The organism is Salinimicrobium maris (assembly GCF_049680855.1).
Taxonomy (GTDB): domain Bacteria; phylum Bacteroidota; class Bacteroidia; order Flavobacteriales; family Flavobacteriaceae; genus Salinimicrobium.
Genome location: NZ_JBMPGS010000004.1, coordinates 16,751 through 34,783, shown reverse-complemented (window position 1 = coordinate 34,783; position 18,033 = coordinate 16,751). Strand labels below are relative to the sequence as shown.

The 18,033-nt window shown below is 39.4% G+C and carries 19 protein-coding genes and 4 tRNA genes; 12 read left to right on the top strand and 11 right to left on the bottom strand.

Annotated features, from left to right (window positions below; translation table 11 throughout):
- Positions 1-13: 13 nt before the first annotated feature.
- Positions 14-469: a DUF1573 domain-containing protein gene (locus tag ACOV1Q_RS12440; protein WP_424494724.1), complete on the top strand. Its 456-nt coding sequence runs from the start codon at positions 14-16 to the stop codon at positions 467-469.
- A gap of 25 nt (positions 470-494) precedes the next feature.
- On the top strand, positions 495-788 hold the full coding sequence (gene yajC / locus ACOV1Q_RS12435; RefSeq protein ID WP_424494723.1) for a preprotein translocase subunit YajC: 294 nt from the start codon (positions 495-497) through the stop codon (positions 786-788).
- A 54-nt stretch (positions 789-842) separates the two neighbouring features.
- Here yajC and ACOV1Q_RS12430 read toward each other — a convergent pair whose 3' ends face one another.
- On the bottom strand, positions 843-1,436 hold the full coding sequence (locus ACOV1Q_RS12430) for a YdeI/OmpD-associated family protein (RefSeq protein WP_424494722.1): 594 nt from the start codon (positions 1,434-1,436) through the stop codon (positions 843-845).
- 51 nt (positions 1,437-1,487) lie between these two features.
- Positions 1,488-2,735, bottom strand: a complete 1,248-nt coding sequence (gene pepT / locus ACOV1Q_RS12425) for a peptidase T (protein ID WP_424494721.1) — start codon at positions 2,733-2,735, stop codon at positions 1,488-1,490.
- 107 nt (positions 2,736-2,842) lie between these two features.
- Between pepT and ACOV1Q_RS12420 the strand changes: the two genes are divergently transcribed.
- From ACOV1Q_RS12420 to guaB, 4 genes are all read left to right on the top strand, one after another.
- The gene (locus tag ACOV1Q_RS12420) at positions 2,843-3,871 is read left to right on the top strand and encodes a quinone-dependent dihydroorotate dehydrogenase (protein ID WP_424494720.1); all 1,029 of its coding nucleotides are present in this window, start codon (positions 2,843-2,845) and stop codon (positions 3,869-3,871) included.
- 4 nt (positions 3,872-3,875) lie between these two features.
- A complete protein-coding gene (locus ACOV1Q_RS12415; RefSeq protein WP_424494719.1) occupies positions 3,876-4,490 on the top strand; it encodes a LysE family translocator in 615 nt (204 codons plus the stop codon).
- A gap of 112 nt (positions 4,491-4,602) precedes the next feature.
- A complete protein-coding gene (locus tag ACOV1Q_RS12410) occupies positions 4,603-5,466 on the top strand; it encodes a hydroxymethylglutaryl-CoA lyase (RefSeq protein ID WP_424494718.1) in 864 nt (287 codons plus the stop codon).
- A gap of 155 nt (positions 5,467-5,621) precedes the next feature.
- Positions 5,622-7,094, top strand: a complete 1,473-nt coding sequence (gene guaB, locus ACOV1Q_RS12405; protein ID WP_424494717.1) for an IMP dehydrogenase — start codon at positions 5,622-5,624, stop codon at positions 7,092-7,094.
- Between the two features lie 86 nt (positions 7,095-7,180).
- On the opposite strand, the gene ACOV1Q_RS12400 is transcribed toward guaB, so the two are convergent.
- Positions 7,181-7,690 (bottom strand): OmpH/Skp family outer membrane protein, encoded by a 510-nt coding sequence (locus ACOV1Q_RS12400; protein ID WP_424494716.1) that lies wholly within the window; start codon positions 7,688-7,690, stop codon positions 7,181-7,183.
- A gap of 77 nt (positions 7,691-7,767) precedes the next feature.
- Positions 7,768-8,016, bottom strand: coding sequence for a hypothetical protein (locus ACOV1Q_RS12395; RefSeq protein WP_424494715.1), 249 nt, complete (start codon positions 8,014-8,016; stop codon positions 7,768-7,770).
- Positions 8,017-8,190: 174 nt separating this feature from the next.
- On the opposite strand from ACOV1Q_RS12395, the gene ACOV1Q_RS12390 reads away from it, so the two are divergent.
- The 5 genes from ACOV1Q_RS12390 (at position 8,191) to ACOV1Q_RS12370 (ending at position 15,103) form a co-directional block, all read left to right on the top strand.
- A complete protein-coding gene (locus ACOV1Q_RS12390; protein ID WP_424494714.1) occupies positions 8,191-9,051 on the top strand; it encodes a peptidyl-prolyl cis-trans isomerase in 861 nt (286 codons plus the stop codon).
- The gene (locus ACOV1Q_RS12385; RefSeq protein ID WP_424494713.1) at positions 9,014-10,468 is read left to right on the top strand and encodes a peptidylprolyl isomerase; all 1,455 of its coding nucleotides are present in this window, start codon (positions 9,014-9,016) and stop codon (positions 10,466-10,468) included. The genes ACOV1Q_RS12390 and ACOV1Q_RS12385 overlap by 38 nt, the downstream gene beginning before the upstream one ends.
- 6 nt (positions 10,469-10,474) lie before the next feature.
- Positions 10,475-11,428 (top strand): AAA family ATPase, encoded by a 954-nt coding sequence (locus ACOV1Q_RS12380; protein WP_424494712.1) that lies wholly within the window; start codon positions 10,475-10,477, stop codon positions 11,426-11,428.
- A 388-nt stretch (positions 11,429-11,816) separates the two neighbouring features.
- A complete protein-coding gene (locus tag ACOV1Q_RS12375) occupies positions 11,817-14,084 on the top strand; it encodes an aconitate hydratase (protein WP_424494711.1) in 2,268 nt (755 codons plus the stop codon).
- Positions 14,085-14,341: 257 nt separating this feature from the next.
- The gene (locus ACOV1Q_RS12370; RefSeq protein ID WP_424494710.1) at positions 14,342-15,103 is read left to right on the top strand and encodes an XRE family transcriptional regulator; all 762 of its coding nucleotides are present in this window, start codon (positions 14,342-14,344) and stop codon (positions 15,101-15,103) included.
- Positions 15,104-15,210: 107 nt separating this feature from the next.
- Here ACOV1Q_RS12370 and ACOV1Q_RS12365 read toward each other — a convergent pair whose 3' ends face one another.
- The 5 genes from ACOV1Q_RS12365 to ACOV1Q_RS12345 form a co-directional block, all read right to left on the bottom strand.
- Entirely contained in the window at positions 15,211-15,636 is a 426-nt protein-coding gene (locus tag ACOV1Q_RS12365; RefSeq protein ID WP_424494709.1) for a hypothetical protein, read from the bottom strand.
- Between the two features lie 264 nt (positions 15,637-15,900).
- A tRNA-Leu gene (locus ACOV1Q_RS12360) sits at positions 15,901-15,984 on the bottom strand.
- Between the two features lie 78 nt (positions 15,985-16,062).
- Positions 16,063-16,135 (bottom strand) — tRNA-Lys (locus tag ACOV1Q_RS12355).
- Positions 16,136-16,200: 65 nt separating this feature from the next.
- Positions 16,201-16,273, bottom strand: a tRNA-Lys gene (locus ACOV1Q_RS12350).
- A 65-nt stretch (positions 16,274-16,338) separates the two neighbouring features.
- A tRNA-Lys gene (locus tag ACOV1Q_RS12345) sits at positions 16,339-16,411 on the bottom strand.
- A 133-nt stretch (positions 16,412-16,544) separates the two neighbouring features.
- On the opposite strand from ACOV1Q_RS12345, the gene ACOV1Q_RS12340 reads away from it, so the two are divergent.
- Complete coding sequence (locus tag ACOV1Q_RS12340; protein ID WP_424494708.1) at positions 16,545-17,066, top strand: shikimate kinase; 522 nt, start codon at positions 16,545-16,547, stop codon at positions 17,064-17,066.
- Here ACOV1Q_RS12340 and ACOV1Q_RS12335 read toward each other — a convergent pair.
- Together ACOV1Q_RS12335 and ACOV1Q_RS12330 are read right to left on the bottom strand one after the other, a co-directional pair.
- Positions 17,058-17,561 carry a phosphoribosyltransferase family protein gene (locus tag ACOV1Q_RS12335; RefSeq protein WP_424494707.1) on the bottom strand — a complete coding sequence of 168 codons (504 nt, stop codon included), beginning with the start codon at positions 17,559-17,561 and terminating at the stop codon, positions 17,058-17,060. The genes ACOV1Q_RS12340 and ACOV1Q_RS12335 overlap by 9 nt on opposite strands.
- A 57-nt stretch (positions 17,562-17,618) precedes the next feature.
- Positions 17,619-18,023 carry an RNA-binding S4 domain-containing protein gene (locus ACOV1Q_RS12330; protein ID WP_424494706.1) on the bottom strand — a complete coding sequence of 135 codons (405 nt, stop codon included), beginning with the start codon at positions 18,021-18,023 and terminating at the stop codon, positions 17,619-17,621.
- Between the last annotated feature and the right edge of the window lie 10 nt (positions 18,024-18,033).

Below are 18,033 nucleotides of genomic sequence, written 5' to 3'. Positions count from 1 at the left end.
TAAATTAAAAATCATGAAAAAAGGAATGCTTTTATTAGCGGTTTTTGCTGCGATGGCTTTTACTTCCTGTAAAGAAGATGCAGCCAACAAGGTCAAGGCAGAAAATGTAGAGGAAGCTGCAGAGCGTGATGCGCAGGCAGTAGTTTATCCTGAAATAAGCTTTGAGGAAAATGAACACGATTTTGGTACCATTGAACAAGGTACACCAGTAGAACATACTTTTACCTTTACTAATACGGGGAACGCACCGCTCGTAATTACAAACGCGAAAAGTACTTGTGGTTGTACCGTTCCTACATGGACAAAAGAACCTATTGCACCGGGAGAAACCGGCGAAATGCTTGTGAAATTTAACGGAAGTGGTCAAAACCAGGTTAGTAAAACAGTTACTCTTACTGCTAATACAGAAAGCGGTACAGAAAAAATTAAAATTAAAGCTTTTGTAACTCCAAAAGGAGAGCAGTCTTAAGAGACAAAAAGCAAGAAATTACCATATGGATCAAATAGCACAGTTTGCACCAATTATTTTAATGTTTGTAGTGGTGTATTTTTTTATGATACGCCCCCAAATGAAGCGTGCAAAGCAGGAAAAACAATTCGCGTCTGAACTTAAAAAAGGCGACAGGATTGTAACCAAAAGCGGAATGCACGGTAAAATAATTGACTTTAGTGAAAAACAAAATGCGGTTATCATTGAAACCGGAGCAGGAAAAATAACTTTTGACAGGTCTTCTGTTTCTATGGAAATGAGTCAGAAATTAAATGCGCCGGTAAAGGAGAAGAAATAATTTCCTGAAGTTTCAAAAAAGGTAAAAAAGGCTGTTCTTTTAAGAGCAGCCTTTTTACTTTTTATACTTGTCATGAAGCCCACTGCCCTCAAGGATCATTGGAATTATTTTATCAAGCCGGTTTTTTTTGGTTGCTTCCCTTTTAGCTTCTGAAATATATAAAGCGTATTCTTTCTGCTTTCCTGGTGATAATTGTTCAAAAGCTTTTCTAACGTCTTCCTGGTCATCGAAAACTGCTTTTAACTCGGCAGGAATTTCTGCCTTTTTAGCCTTAGGAACAGATTTAATTTCTTTTCCATTCTTTTCATTTTGAATAGCTTCCAGAATGTAAGGTCTTATTTTCTTTACATCAACTTCTTGGTTGTTTTCGAACCTAATTTGGCGCATGAACTGTGTTTTACCTTCCTGTGCATTTTGAAGCAGCTCTGTGTTTTCTGCTAGTAAAGCACCTTTGAAAAACCACAGGGCAAAGTGGTTTTTAAAGGCAGCAAGGTTCATCACATTTTTATTATTGTGCATATATACCGGTGCTCCCCATTTGATCGTCTCCTCCAGGCCTTCTGAAAGTAAAAGGTCGCGTAAGATCTCAAGCTGTTTTTGCCATTTTTGATGCTTGATTATATATGCCTCAACTGATGATACTGCCATAATCCTGAAGATATAAATGATCCCGGTTGTAATAACCGGGATCAAAAAATGTTATTTCTTGTCATATTTTTCAGCAGTAAGTTCGGTAATCTTTACAATTACTTCTACTGCCTTTTGCATACTTTCAACAGGCACATACTCATATTTTCCATGGAAGTTGTGTCCGCCGGCGAAAATATTAGGACAGGGAAGCCCCATGAAACTTAGCTGTGCACCGTCGGTTCCGCCACGAATGGGTTTCAGGATTGGTTCTATAGCTACGGCTTCCATGGCCATTCTTGCAATCTCTACAATATGTTTTACAGGTTCTACTTTCTCGCGCATGTTGAAGTATTGATCTTCAATTTTAATCTCAATCACTTCTTTTTCATGCTGGGAATTGATCTCCGCCACTAGGTCCTGCATCATTTCCTTGCGGGCTTCAAAATGGTTCCTGTCATGATCTCTAATGATGTACTGTAATTTCGTTTCTTCCACATCACCTTCAATATTTGAAAGATGAAAGAAACCCTGCCGATCTTCGGTATGTTCCGGGGTTTCCAGGCGTGGCAGAGAATTGATAAAATCCTGTGCAATGTACATGCTGTTCACCATCTTGTCTTTTGCATATCCAGGATGTACGCTTTTACCTTTGACAGTTACCACTGCGCCGGCCGCATTAAAATTCTCGAATTCGAGTTCGCCAATCTGGCTACCGTCCATCGTGTAAGCCCATTCTGCACCAAATTTTTTCACATCAAATTTATGTGCTCCCCTGCCAATTTCTTCATCTGGTGTAAAACCGACTTTTATTGGCCCGTGCTTAATTTCGGGGTGGGCGATGAGATATTTCATGGCGGTCATAATCTCAGTAATTCCTGCTTTATCATCGGCTCCTAATAGAGTATTTCCGTCGGTAGTTATAAGTGTTTGTCCCTTGTAAAGCAAAAGGTCTTCAAAATAAGAAGGTGACAAAATAATGTCTTTTTCTTTGTTCAGAATGATATCTTCACCGTCATAATTTTCAATGATCTGCGGATTCACATTGGTTCCTGAAAAATCTGGCGTGGTATCGAAATGAGCAATAAATCCTATGGCGGGTACTTCATGCGAAACATTGGAAGGTAAAGTTGCCATGATGTAGGCATGCTCATCAATGCTCACATCCTCCAGCCCCATTTCCTGTAGTTCCTCTGCAAGTTTGTTGGCTAAATCCCATTGTTTCTCTGTGCTGGGAGTAGATTTGCTGTTGGGGTCGCTTTGTGTATCTATGGTCACGTAGCTTATAAAGCGGTCAATTATTTCTTGTTTATTGGTCATTTCATAGTTTTTTCCAAAATTACTTATATCATTGTCGGCTTCAAAACCTTTTAGGTTTTCAGCGGTTATTTTTTTGATTTCAGTTAATTTTGCGCAAACACTTCATTATGTACAAATCTTTCCTGCGTCCGCTTCTTTTCAAAATGGATCCTGAAGAAGTTCATCATTTTAGTTTTAATTCTCTGCGCCGGCTTCAAAAAATTCCGGGGATGAAGAATTTTTTCCGAAGTAGATTTCTTCTTGAGGACCCAAGGCTCCAAAAAGAGGTTTTTGGACTACAATTTAAAAATCCTGTAGGATTGGCCGCCGGTTTTGACAAGGATGCAAAGTTGTACAATGAACTTTCAAATTTGGGATTCGGCTTTATTGAAATCGGAACGCTCACGCCAAAGCCACAGCCGGGAAATGAAAAGAAGCGCCTTTTTAGATTAAAAGAAGATGAGGCCATTGTAAACCGAATGGGTTTTAATAATGGCGGTGTAGAAGCTGCAGTAGAACGGCTGAAGAAGAATAAGAATGTCTTAATTGGCGGAAATATAGGCAAGAATAAAACTACTCCAAATGAGAAGGCGGTAGACGATTATTTGATTTGTTTCGATGCGATTTTTGATTATGTAGATTATTTTGTCGTCAATGTAAGTTCGCCAAACACCCCGAATTTGAGGGAGCTTCAGGATAAAGAACCGCTTACCAATTTACTGAAGACTCTTCAGGAAGAAGATAACAAGAAAGCCTCACCTAAACCAATTCTTCTGAAAATTGCACCCGATTTGACCGATGCACAGCTTCTGGATATCATAGATATTGTAAAGGAAACGCAAATTGCCGGAGTGATTGCCACAAATACTACCATTTCCAGAGAAGGACTTACTTCTGAAAATAAAAAGGAAACCGGCGGACTCAGCGGGAAACCTTTAAAAAGCCGTTCTACGGAAGTCATTCGGTTTTTATCTCAAAAAAGCGGAAATGCCTTTCCAATAATTGGGGTGGGAGGAATTCATTCCGCCGATGATGCGCTGGAAAAGTTGGAAGCAGGAGCAAGTTTGGTGCAGCTCTACACCGGTTTTATTTATGAAGGTCCGGCGCTTATAAAAAAAATAAATAAAGCTATTTTGGGGCAGGATATTAACAAATAAGAAGTTGACAGAACAGCTTTTACCATTTTTAACGGCTTCCATTCTTCTAACGCTTTCCCCGGGCCCCAATATAATTTTTGTACTGGTGCAGGGAATGGCGAATGGCAAAAAACACGGCATCGTCACTTCAGCGGGGCTCGTTACGGGCATCCTCATTCATACCTCTCTCGTGGCTTTTGGAATTTCGGCGATCATTCGTGCTTCGGAAATGACATTTATAATCATTAAAATTCTCGGAGCTTTGTATTTGTTTTATCTCGCTTTCATTGTCTGGAAAAGTGAGGCAGATATAACTTACACCACCCAAAATGTGCATCAAAAATCCCTTTTTTCGCTGTTCAGGCAGGGATTTCTTATGAACGTACTCAACCCGAAAGTCACCATTTTCTTTTTAGCCTTTTTCCCCGGCTTTTTGTGGGAACCGGAGGGAAATACAGTGCTTCAATTTTATTTTCTGGGAGGGCTTTTTATGCTTCAGGCCTTTATGATCTTTTCAGGTGTAGCTGTTTTGGCCGGCAAAATATCTAAATACCTTCAGAAGCATCCGTCTTCAGGCGTTGTTTTAAAATGGGTGCAGATCGTTGTTTTCATGGGAATAGGAATATTGATACTCCTTTAATTCTGAAGAAGAAATCCTGATTATAAACCTTTTAAAGTTTTTCGTTTCTTTACTCGCAAATCCCTGTTTTTCGGGTTTCAAAATACCTTAATAAAACCCTATATTTGAAGCTATGGGGAAAGTGAAAATAATCGAATGTCCGCGGGATGCCATGCAGGGCATCAGGGATTTTATTCCAACCGAGAAAAAAGTGCAGTACATTCAGTCTTTATTGCGCTGCGGATTTGACACCATTGACTTCGGAAGTTTTGTTTCCCCAAAGGCCATTCCTCAAATGGCAGATACGGCCGCGGTTTTAGCGAAGCTGGATCTTTCAAAAACTCAAAGTAAATTGCTGGCTATTGTCGCCAATACGAGAGGCGCACAGGACGCCGCCAAACATCCTGAAATTCGATACCTGGGGTACCCTTTTTCAATATCTGAAAACTTCCAGATGCGGAATACTCATAAAACCATTGCCGAATCTGTAGAAACTTTGAATGAGATCCTGGGGATCGCAAATGAGTCGGGCAAAGAAGTGGTGGCTTACTTGTCTATGGGCTTTGGGAATCCCTATGGTGACCCGTGGGATGTGGAAATTGTAGGGGAGTGGACAGAGAAACTGTCGGGAATGGGAGTAAAGATTTTGTCGCTTTCAGACACCATTGGCAGTTCCACACCAGATATTATTACTTATCTTTTTTCTAATCTAATTCCGAAGTATCCAAAAATAGAGTTTGGGGCACACCTTCATACGACCCCTATGAAGTGGCATGAAAAAGTGGATGCGGCATATGGAGCGGGTTGCAGGAGATTTGATGGTGCCATCCAGGGGTTTGGTGGCTGCCCAATGGCGAAAGATGAACTTACCGGCAATATGCCTACAGAAAAAATGTTGTCATATTTCACCTCCAAAAAGGCAGATACTAATGTGAAAATGATGAGCTTCGAATCTTCTCATAATGAGGCAACAAAAATATTTTCAGCATATCATTAAAAAAGGTGTTTTTTGAACCAATTTCTTTACGGGTTCATCGTCCCGCAATGGGCTGCCACAGCGTAGAAATATTTTCATTCGCAGTTATTTATCAGAATAATTCCCGCTTCTCTCGAAAAGAACGTATATTTGCATGCAATTAAATCTTAATTGCTATGACTGCACACGAATCCAAGATTGTGGGGGAAGGACTAACCTACGACGACGTACTTTTAGTTCCGGCTTTTTCTGAAGTTTTACCCCGAGAGGTCAATATCCAGACCAAATTCACCCGTAACATTACCATCAATGTTCCCATTGTCTCTGCTGCGATGGATACGGTTACCGAGAGTAGAATGGCTATTGCCATGGCTCGCGAAGGAGGTATTGGAGTGCTTCACAAGAACATGAGCATAGAAGAACAGGCCCTTAAGGTGCGAAAAGTGAAGCGTGCCGAGAGTGGTATGATCATAGATCCCATTACTCTTCCTGTAACAGCCAAAGTACGTGATGCAAAAGCACAGATGCAGGAACATAGCATTGGCGGGATTCCCATTGTGGATGACGAAGGAAAATTGCTGGGAATCGTCACTAACCGCGATCTTAGGTTCGAGAAGAACAATGAGCGGCCAATTTCTGAAGTAATGACTTCTGAAAATTTAGTGACAGTGGCAGAAGGAACTTCTCTTGAGGATGCTGAAGGAATTCTGCAGGAAAACAAGATTGAGAAACTTCCGGTAGTAAATGCTGAAGATAAATTAGTGGGGCTTATTACTTTTAGAGATATTACCAAACTTACTCAAAAACCCATAGCAAATAAAGATACTTACGGACGACTTCGTGTAGCTGCCGCTCTTGGGGTTACCGGAGATGTCGTGGAGAGAGCGGAAGCACTTGTAAAAGCCGGGGTGGATGCCGTGGTAATTGATACTGCACACGGTCATACCCGTGGGGTGGTGAATGCATTAAAAGAAGTGAAAAATAAATTTCCAGATCTCCAGGTGATTGTAGGAAACATTGCCACTGCCGAAGCAGCTAAATATTTGGTAGATGCAGGAGCCGATGCCGTAAAAGTGGGAATTGGTCCCGGTTCTATCTGTACCACAAGAGTTGTGGCAGGAGTTGGTTTTCCGCAGTTTAGTGCTGTTCTGGAAGTTTCAGCGGCTATTAAAGGCAGCGGAGTTCCTGTAATTGCAGATGGGGGGATTAGATATACAGGAGATATTCCAAAAGCGATTGCAGCAGGTGCAGATTGCGTGATGCTGGGATCTTTGCTGGCTGGAACAAAAGAATCGCCGGGTGAAACCATTATTTATGAAGGTAGAAAATTTAAATCCTACCGCGGCATGGGATCTGTGGAGGCCATGAAAAAGGGATCTAAAGACCGCTATTTTCAGGATGTGGAAGATGATATCAAAAAACTCGTTCCCGAAGGAATTGTAGGAAGAGTGCCTTATAAAGGGGATCTTTTTGAAAGCATTCACCAATTTGTAGGTGGCCTGCGTGCCGGAATGGGATACTGTGGAGCTAAAGACATTGAGACCCTTAAAGAAACCGGGAAATTTGTAAAAATTACTTCTTCCGGAATTCACGAAAGCCATCCACACGATGTGACGATTACGAAGGAATCTCCAAATTATAGCCGATAAGATTAGAATTTATAAAACATAAAATAGCCGGCAATTTGCCGGCTATTTTCATATAACATAGTAATAAAGGGTTCCAAAAATGGCATTTACTGCGTCACTTCTATCCCTAATTTTTTAAGTACTTTTTCGGTAATATCAAAACCTTCTGCCGAAAATGCCAGGGCATTGCCTCCCACGTGAAGGATTTGACTAAAACTTTCTTCCTGTACAACTTCCAGCATGGCTACATTAATTTTTTGGTATAATGGCTCTGTGAGCTCATTCCTTTTCATTTGAATCATAAGGGCTGCTTTTTGACGAAAGCCTTTAATCTCATTTTCCAAACCTATAATTTCATTTTCCTTTGCCTGTTTCTCTTCTTGCGCAAGGCTGGTGTTATTCGCCTGGTAATCCTTTACCAGTATTTCATACTTTGCAATAGAATCCTGAAGGTTTTTCTGAAGTTCGTCATTGTATGATTTAAGACCTTCGTTTACCTGGTTCATCTCGGGCATTTTAGAAATGATGTATTCGACGTCAATGGTTCCAACTTTAGATTGTGCGAAAGAGGAAAAACTTAGAAGTGCAAAACTGATTAGTAGAACAAATTTTTTCATGAATATGTGTTAATTTTTGACAAATATAATTTTATCTATCAATTATGCGGCCAAAATGCCAAAAATCAGCAAAAGATCTATTCTTCATATATTTTTCCGCGATGCGGCTTTAATTCATCCCGAACTTTTGGCATTGTAGATCTGGATACTACCATATATGCGATGTGGTGCATTTCGCTTAGCTCCTCTGCACCCACTTTAGGAGAAAATATCTTTTCTTGTTGTATATATTCCTTTAAATGGATTGCGTGATGTTCTGCAGTACGTTTTCCTTCAGGACCTTTAAAATCCCAAATTAATTTCAGTAACTCTTCTTTTGTGTCCATAAATTTTTCTTCGAAGATAATTTGTTTTTACCTAATCATTCAAAAATGGTATTAAATGGCACGTTTTTTTCAATGACGGGATAATTAAATGAAGCTGTTTTCGTTAAGGTTAACAGTTGGTAAACATAGCAGAATTCTTATTTTTGCCGAAATAGTAAATACTCAAAATTAAATTTGAAATCTGGAGCAGGCATATTTGTTGGAATCCTTTTAGTACTTTTCATAACCGGCTGTAGCTACTTGGAAAAAACTGAAGAGAAGGATGTCGTAGCCAAAGTGAACAATTCTTACCTGTACAAGGAGGATATTTCAGCTTTAGTTTCAGAAAATACTTCGGAAGAGGATAGTGCGCTCATCGTGTCTAATTATATTAATCGTTGGGCGACTCAGCATTTGCTGCTTGACAGGGCAAAGGTCAACCTCACTGTGGAGCAGCAGAATGAATTTGATAAACTGGTGAGCAATTACAGAAATGAATTATATGCCAAGGCTTATACGGATGCTATCATTTCAAGGCAGCTTGATACCACGGTAACTTTTGAAGAAGCCGCAAGATATTATGAGCAGAATGGAGAGAATTTTAAGCTTAATGAAGATTTGGTAAAGCTGCGCTATGTGAGTCTTACTCCTAATCATAATAATCTTGAAAGCATTAAAACCCATTTTAGAAGGTTCAACGAGGAAGATAAACAGGCATTGCTTGATATAGCCATACAATTCAATTCTTATTCCCTGAATGATTCTGTGTGGGTGCAAACGAAACAGGTTTATGATAAGATAAGGCCTTTGTCGCCAGAGAACAGCTCCGTATTGCTAAAAAAACAGGATTTCATGCAGCTTGAAGATTCATTAGGAGTATATTTGGTATCTGTGAAAGATGTAAAATTGCGTAACGAACAAGCACCATTGGAATATACGTTACCCAATATAAAGCAAATTTTGCTCAACAAACGAAAGCTGGAATTAATAAAGAAATTAGAAAAAGATATAACTCAGGATGCAATTAAAAATGATCAATTTGAAATATACAATTAAGCAATTAGGATTTCTCTTTTTAATGGGAACTTTTTGTAATTCGGCCTTTGCACAGGTGGTGGTGACAGATAGTACTGCTATTCAGGAAAGCCCTGCTGTAGCAGCATTAGATAATGATGCCCAGCAGGCAGAGCGATTCAAAGTGGACGGTGTTGCGGCTGTAGTGGGGGATTATGTGGTGCTGGAAAGTGATGTAGACAAGATGTTCCTGGACCTTCAAAGCCAGGGAGCCTCTTTAAAAGATGTGACAGAATGTAACCTCGCCGGCCAAATCATGGAGAACAAGCTTTATGCGCATCATGCTATCCAGGACAGTCTTGTGGTATCTGATGCTGAAGTAAGTGCGCAGGTAGATCAACAACTTGCTTATATGACGCAACAGGTAGGTTCACTTGAAAAGGTTCTGGAATTCTACAAAAAGGATAATGAAGCTGAATTTAGAACAGAACTTTTTGAGATCAATAAAGAAAATATGCTTGCTTCCAAAATGCAGCGTCAAATAGTAGATGCGGTGGAAGTGACTCCCGAAGAAGTGCGTACTTTTTTTAAGAACATTGCTGAAGATGAACGACCTAGATTTGGAACCGAAGTAGAACTTGCTCAAATCGTTGTTAAACCTGAAATTCCTCAAAGCGAAAAACAAAAGATTATCGACCGCCTAAAGGAGATGAGAGCAGATGTTGTTGAGAACGGTGCAAGCTTTAATACCAAAGCCGTGCTTTATTCTCAGGATACTCATTCAAAAGCTTCGGGAGGGAAAATCTCATTGTCCCGCCAGGATCCTTATGTGAAAGAATTTAAGGACGCTGCTTTTTCACTTCAGGAAGGTGAGGTTAGTCAGCCTTTCGAGACCGTGTTTGGATTCCATATTTTAACGGTAGATAAGATCCGGGGGCAGCAGGTAGATGTAAGGCATATTCTTTTAATTCCCGATGTTACTGAAGAAACGAAAACTGCAGCTCGTGAAGAAATAGATAATGTAAGGGAAAAAATAGTAGCAGGTGAATTAGATTTTGCTGCAGCTGCAAGAGAGGTTTCAGATGAAACTGAAACTAGGGAGAGCGGCGGACAACTAATTAACCCTACTACTGGTGATACACGTTTTGAATTGACTAAAATCGACCCTGTGCTATACAGCCAGGTTTCCGACCTTGAAGAAGGAGAAGTTTCTCTTGTTTTGACAGATCAGGATGAAACCGGAAGGCCTATCTACAAAATCATAACCGTAACAGATCGTTTTGAAGAGCACATTGCAGATTATGCACAGGATTATAACAAGATCAAAGAGCTTGCGCTTAGGGATAAGCAGTTAAAGGCGATTGAAAAATGGCAAAAAGAGAAAATTGAAACCACCTATATTAAGGTGAATGGAGAATATAGGGACTGTGAGTTTAGTGGTAACTGGCTAAAAAAATAATTCTACATGTCAGATGTTGCAGCGGTAGAAAACCTGGTAAAGAAAAGTTCTGCACTTAAGCAGGAAATTGCCCGCGTTATTGTTGGGCAGGAAAAGGTAATTGATGAAATACTTCTTTCCATCTTTTCTGGAGGGCATTCGCTGCTGGTAGGTGTGCCTGGGTTGGCAAAAACTTTGATGGTAAACACCATTGCACGGGCACTGGGTCTGGATTTTAAAAGAATTCAATTCACGCCAGATTTGATGCCGAGCGACATATTGGGTTCTGAAATTTTAGACGAAAACAGGCATTTCAAATTTTTGAAGGGACCTATTTTTAGCAATATTATTCTTGCAGATGAAATTAACCGGACTCCGCCAAAGACACAGGCTGCACTTCTTGAAGCTATGCAGGAGCGTGCAGTCACGGTAGCCGGCCATCATTATAAATTGAACGCTCCTTATTTTGTACTTGCCACACAAAACCCAATAGAGCAGGAGGGAACATATCCCTTGCCCGAGGCTCAGCTTGATCGGTTTATGTTTTCTATTAAATTGGACTATCCCTCCTTTGAGGAAGAAGTGGAAGTGGTGAAAAGTACCACTTCAGACAGGAAAGTAACGATTAATCCTCTTTTTACTGCACAGGAAATAGTAGATTTTCAGCAGTTGATTCGGCGTATTCCCGTTGCCGATAATGTTATTGAGTATGCGGTGAACCTAATTGGAAAAACCCGTCCTGCCGGTGATCTTGCACCGCAATTAGTTAAAGAATACGTTGAATGGGGTGCAGGTCCTCGAGCTTCTCAAAATGTAGTGCTGGCAGCAAAAGCAAATGCAGCAATTAATGGAAAATTTTCACCCGATATTGAAGACGTACAAAAAGTAGCCTTCGGGATTTTACGTCACAGGATAATCAAAAACTACAAAGCCGAAGCTGAAGGTATTTCTGAAGAACAAATTATTCAAAAACTGTTTTGAGGAATAATCTATTTTAAGATGTCCTATCGAAATCTGAAAGTTCTTCAAACAGTACAGTCAAAAATGACATTCTGAAGGAGTTTTTTTCAATGATTTTGAAGGGAATCTTTGCGCGTTCCAGAAGCTATAATATTTGTTTTCTTATTTAGTTTTGGTCTAAATTTCCTGAAATAGAAGCTTTTTCCGAATTTTAAAGAGCCTTAGCCAACTTGGGATTATCAAATTCTTAATTTCATGTCTTCAGAATGAATACTGCCTAATTTTTAGCGATAAAATTTAATAAATATTGAATTATTGTTATCTAAAATTGAGTTTCAAAGCAAATTTTTAAATACGGTGGAATTTCGTAATTTTGCAATACTTTTTTAGAACATTAAAACTTCACAAAATGGCATACGATATTGATATGATTAAAAAGGTGTATAGCCAGATAGCTGAACGTGTGGATAAAGCGCGGGAAGTGACTGGAAAGCCTTTGACCCTTTCTGAAAAAATTCTTTATTCTCATTTATGGGATGGCAATCCTTCTCAGGGATTCACCAGAGGAAAAGACTACGTGGAATTTTCTCCAGACAGGATTGCCTGCCAGGATGCTACAGCGCAAATGGCGTTGCTTCAGTTCATGCAGGCAGGAAAAAAACAAGCGGCCGTGCCAACGACTGTTCACTGTGATCACTTGATTCAGGCTAAACTGGGAGCGCAATTTGATTTACCGAGTGCGAAAAAATCCAGTGATGAAGTTTTTGACTTTCTGGAATCTGTATCTAATAAATATGGAATTGGGTTCTGGAAACCTGGAGCAGGAATTATTCACCAGGTAGTATTAGAGAATTACGCATTTCCTGGCGGAATGATGATTGGTACAGATTCTCACACTGTGAATGCAGGAGGATTAGGAATGGTTGCCATTGGAGTTGGTGGTGCCGATGCGGTTGATGTAATGGCAGGTATGCCCTGGGAACTAAAATTCCCAAAGTTGATAGGAGTAAAGTTATCCGGAAAACTTTCCGGGTGGACTGCGCCTAAAGATGTTATTCTTAAAGTTGCGGGAATCCTTACCGTAAAAGGTGGAACCGGTGCCATTATTGAATACTTTGGAGAAGGAGCACGATCTATGAGTGCGACCGGAAAAGGAACCATTTGTAATATGGGAGCTGAGGTAGGAGCTACAACTTCTACTTTTGGGTATGATGAATCTATGGAGTGTTACCTTAAGGCAACCAACCGTGCAGATGTGGCTGAGGCTGCAAATGAAGTTCGGGAATACCTTACGGGTGATGACGAGGTTTATGCAAATCCTGAGCAGTATTTTGACGAGGTGATTGAGATCAACCTTTCTGAATTGAAACCACATCTTAACGGTCCATTCACACCAGATCTTGCTACTCCTATTACCGAAATGGGTAAAAAAGCAAAAGAAAACGACTGGCCAATAAATGTTGACTGGGGCTTGATTGGTTCCTGTACAAACTCTTCTTATGAAGATCTAACCCGCGCGGCATCTATAGCCAAACAGGCGGTTGCCAAAAAAGTAAAAGCGAAATCTGACTTCGGAATTAATCCGGGATCTGAAACTATACGATATACTGCAGAAAGAGACGGATTACTTCAGATTTTTGAAGATCTTGATGCCACTATATTTACAAATGCCTGTGGACCATGTATTGGCCAGTGGGACCGAAGTGACCGAAAAGGAGAAGAAAAAAACACGATTGTTCACTCCTTTAACCGAAACTTCTCCAAGCGTGCCGATGGAAATCCAAATACACATGCCTTTGTAGGATCTCCAGAAATGGTTGCTGCAATTGCCATTTCAGGAAGATTGGATTTTGATCCTACGACAGATACGTTGATGAATGAAGATGGAGAAGAAGTAAGACTGGACGAGCCAACCGGATTGGAATTGCCACCAAAAGGATTTGATGTGGAAGATCCTGGATATTTGGCACCAACAGAAGATGGTTCTTCAGTAAAAGTGAAAGTAAATCCTCAATCTGAAAGACTTCAGTTACTGGAGCCTTTCGAGCCCTGGGATGGTAAAAATCTCACGGGAGCAAAACTCTTGATCAAGGCATTTGGAAAATGTACTACAGACCATATTTCTATGGCGGGGCCTTGGCTACGTTTTAGAGGGCACTTGGATAACATTTCAAACAACTGTCTTATTGGGGCGGTAAATGCCTTTAATATGAAAACTAATTTCGTAAAAAGTCAAATTACTGGAGAATATGATGCAGTACCGGCTACACAACGAAAATACAAAGCAGCCGGGATTCCAACTGTGGTAGTAGGGGATCATAATTATGGGGAAGGTTCTTCAAGAGAACATGCCGCTATGGAGCCTCGTCACCTGGGTGTGAAAGTAGTGCTGGTAAAATCTTTTGCGAGAATTCACGAAACAAACCTTAAGAAACAGGGGATGTTAGGAATTACTTTTGAGAATGAGAATGATTATGACCTTATCCAGGAAGATGATACTTTCAATTTCGTAGATCTTGAAAGTTTTGCTCCAGATAAGCCTTTGACTATCGAGATCGTACATGCTGATGGTTCTAAAGATGTAATTAATGCGATTCACACTTACAATCAGCCACAAATTGAATGGTTTAAAGAAGGATCTGCCTTAAATCTTATTAAGAAGCAGAACGCAGCTTAAGAGTTAACAGTTACTAATTTTATAAAAGCTCCTTTTTAGGAGCTTTTTTTATATACAATATTGAAAGATAATTTCAAACCTGCCTGTATTGTAGCGTAATGGATAATTCATGGGCGCAAGTTTTAATGTAAATTTAACAGATGATTAACTAAGGCTTTCCGATGATATTATTATTAGTTATATTGAGTTTGGTTGTTGTTTTTTAGGACGACTTTTGTTACCGGTTAAGTATATAAGCCCGAAATGCAGCAGCAACCATGGAGTATAAAATAGAAATAGCTAAAAGGTTAAAAGAACTACGGAAAAGAAAAAAGTTTTCGCAGGCATACGTAGCTCAAAATTCATTCATATCACAGGCAGCTTATTCTTTAATTGAAAATTCACAAAATGGAATCATTGCGGAGCATATCATTCGATTAAGTCAGTTATATAAGGTCACTACAGATTACATTTTAAGAGGGGATAGTATGCTTCTAAAGATATCTTCGGCGAATGGTTTTATTCCGCTGGTGAACAAGGAGGCTCACGCCGGATTCGTGGAGAATATTGATGACCTTGATTTTCTTGACAACCTGGATTGGTTTAAAATTCCCGGAGTAAATCCTGCTCATGAACAGAAGCTTTTTGAAGTGGATGGAGAAAGTATGATGTCCACACTTTTACCTGGTGATATCCTCATCTGCCAACAATATAATCAATTTGATAAACTTTTAGATGGCACCTTAGCATTATTGGTAACTTCGAAGGAAATTGTGGTGAAACGTTTGCGTGTGGAGAATAATTCTGATGATTTTTTAATTCTCGTGAGTGATAATCCTAATGAAGAAGAAGGAGCTGTAAAACTTAAAAAATCTCAAATAAAACAAGCTTTTGTGGTTAAAGGAAAAATCACAAGTATATTACTGCCATATCAAAATTTTACTTCCCAGAAAAAGATCGATACCATGGAAGAAGCAATTGAATTTTTAAAAAAGGAATTATATAAAGTCACAAAAAAACTCAACGCCCTGGGCAATTGAGTTTTTAAGCAACTATAAAGTTAGATGAGGAGACTCCGGTTTTTCAACCGAAGTTTGTTACAAGTAATTTTTGCCCCCCAGTAAAAATTACTTTACATCTCTCTCATCTATTTTGGTAATGACTCAAGATTTCTTTTCTGTTGTAGAAGTATATCTACTGTAGTAGAAGAGATATTCTGATTGTATAAGGTTTCGTAATATAATTTTATATTTTCATGTTCTTTTTCATAGCAAACGGCCCAATCTGTATTGGTAAAGGTATTTCTTGCCAGGTATTCCAGTTTTAGGAACATGGGTAAATACTCAATCACTGTGCTGGCTATCCTGGATTCCTTAATGGCATTCTTTATATTGAAAAGATGACCTCTTAGTTCCAGTTTGATTTTTTCTCTAAGGCGAATTAGGCGATCTACATTTGCTGCCAATTCCTTTTCTTCTGTGGGAATATCATAATATAAGACATAGTACATCTGTAACAAGTGATCGTTGGAAAGATCAAGTCGAAGGAGTTGGGAGTATAATTGAAAACGCATATTTACTGATTTGGTGCCTAATTCTCTTGTCAAATCTATATAAAAATCCTTCTTCTTGTACCTTCAAAAAATTGATTAACAGAACTTTAATAATAGTAGAAATTACCTTGTAGGAACCGGTAAAAAATTAAGTGATGTAAAGTCATAAAAAAACGATAATCAATAAATCGATTAACCGTTGTTCGTGAAAATGTAGGAAAAGTTAATGTTTCTATTAACAGAAAATTAAGAATAAAATAGAAAATATAACTGGAAGTGAAAAAGTGCCCAGAGCGGGACTTGAACCCGCACGCCCTAATGGACACATGGCCCTCAACCATGCCTGTCTACCAATTCCAGCACCTGGGCCTGTAATTATGAGGAGATCATTTTCCGGAAGATCCGGGGAAAAATGATGTTCTAGTAAAAAGATTAGAACTTTTTTAGTGATCTGGCTGGGGCTCGAACCCAGGACCCTCTCCTTAAAAGGGAGATGCTCTACCAACTGAGCTACCAGATCTTTTTTTCTGCCATTGGGCATCAACCCGTGGCTTTGTTATTCTATAAAATGAAGAACTTTTTTAGTGATCTGGCTGGGGCTCGAACCCAGGACCCTCTCCTTAAAAGGGAGATGCTCTACCAACTGAGCTACCAGATCTTTTTTTCTGCCATTGGGCATCAACCCGTGGCTTTGTTATTCTATAAAATGAAGAACTTTTTTAGTGATCTGGCTGGGGCTCGAACCCAGGACCCTCTCCTTAAAAGGGAGATGCTCTACCAACTGAGCTACCAGATCTTGTTTGTTGCACTTTTGCTAATGCGGGTGCAAATATACTATCATTAATTTATTTTTCAAGAAGAAAATGCCATAAATTTGCGCAAGAATTTTACGAGCCGTTAAAACCGGTTCAAAATCATGTATTTAGAGTATGAAAATTATTTTATTAGGTTATATGGGATCGGGAAAATCGAGTGTTGGGAGATCTCTTGCTGCAAAACTAGATATAAAATTCCTTGATCTTGACGAAGAAATCGTTTCCGCGGAAAATAAGAGCATTTCTGCCATTTTTGAGGACTCTGGAGAGATTTACTTCCGGAAAGCTGAAAACGCTGTTTTAAAGCGGTTATTGAGCTCCAAAGAATCTTTCGTGCTTTCTCTTGGTGGTGGTACACCCTGCTATGCTAATAATCTTGAAATGATTCTTCAGGATGAGCATGTGAAGTCCTTATATTTAAAAACTTCCCTGGAAACCCTTCGTGAGCGTCTTTGGGAGGAGCGTGATACAAGGCCTCTTATTTCTCATCTGGAGTCCAGCGAGGCGCTGGAAGATTTTATTCGGAAACACCTTTTCGAAAGAACGTACTACTACAACCAAAGCGAATTTACCGTAACTACAGATGGTAAAAATGTGCAGGAAATTTCATCGGAAGTATTTTCCCTTCTAAACTAGTTCCACACGATCTTCACCTTTTTTAAACTCAACTTTCACAGTTTCATTGAGAGAAGTGGAAAGGGAGATTCCTTTAAAATCGGCTTTTACCGGGAACTTTTTATGGCTTCTGTCCACCAGCACAGCAGTTCTAAACTGCTTTAGCTGTACATTTAGAAAATGCCGTACTCCATAAATCAAAGTAGTGCCGGAGTTTAAAACGTCATCTACCAGGACAATAGATTCATTTTCGTACACTTCGGGAGCAAGAGAAGTTTTAATTTCCTGTAAAGGATCCTTTTTGTTGATCTTTACTTCACATAGCTTTACTTCAATAGGGGAAATTTCTTCTAAGGCCGTTTTTAGCTTATTTGCGAGTTCAAATCCGTTTTTAGCAATTCCTGCAAGAATAATGTAATTTTCATCTACATTAGATTCATAAATTTGATAAGCAATGCGCTTTATTTTATAATTGATCTGCGTGTGATCCAGTATTAATACAGATGATTTGTTCATGAAGTTCCTTTTTTCAAATGTAAGCTCTTTAATAGTATAGTAGATTAGTATTGTAGGTTATTCCTCTGGCTTGGCTTCCTTATTTGAATCCTCCTGCGGCGATTCGAACCAGTCATCAATATCCCGACGATCTTTTTTTGTAGGCCTTCCAGTTCCCTTTTTACGATAATAATCCCGGGAATACTTCAGCAACTCCAGCTTTTCAAATTCTTCTTTTGGAGTGACATCTGTAATATAAAGATTTACCAGCTTGGCTCCAACTCTACTGGGCGGAAGATCGAGAACTTCTATTTCGTAATTGATCTGGTTTTTCCGAATGGTCAGTCTGTCTGTAGGATAAACCTCCCTGGAAGGCTTGACTCCGGCACCGTTTACTTTTACTTTTCCCTGCTTACATGCTTCGGTGGCAATGCTTCTTGTTTTGAAATATCGCACACACCATAAAAATTTATCAACTCTCATATTTTCCCGC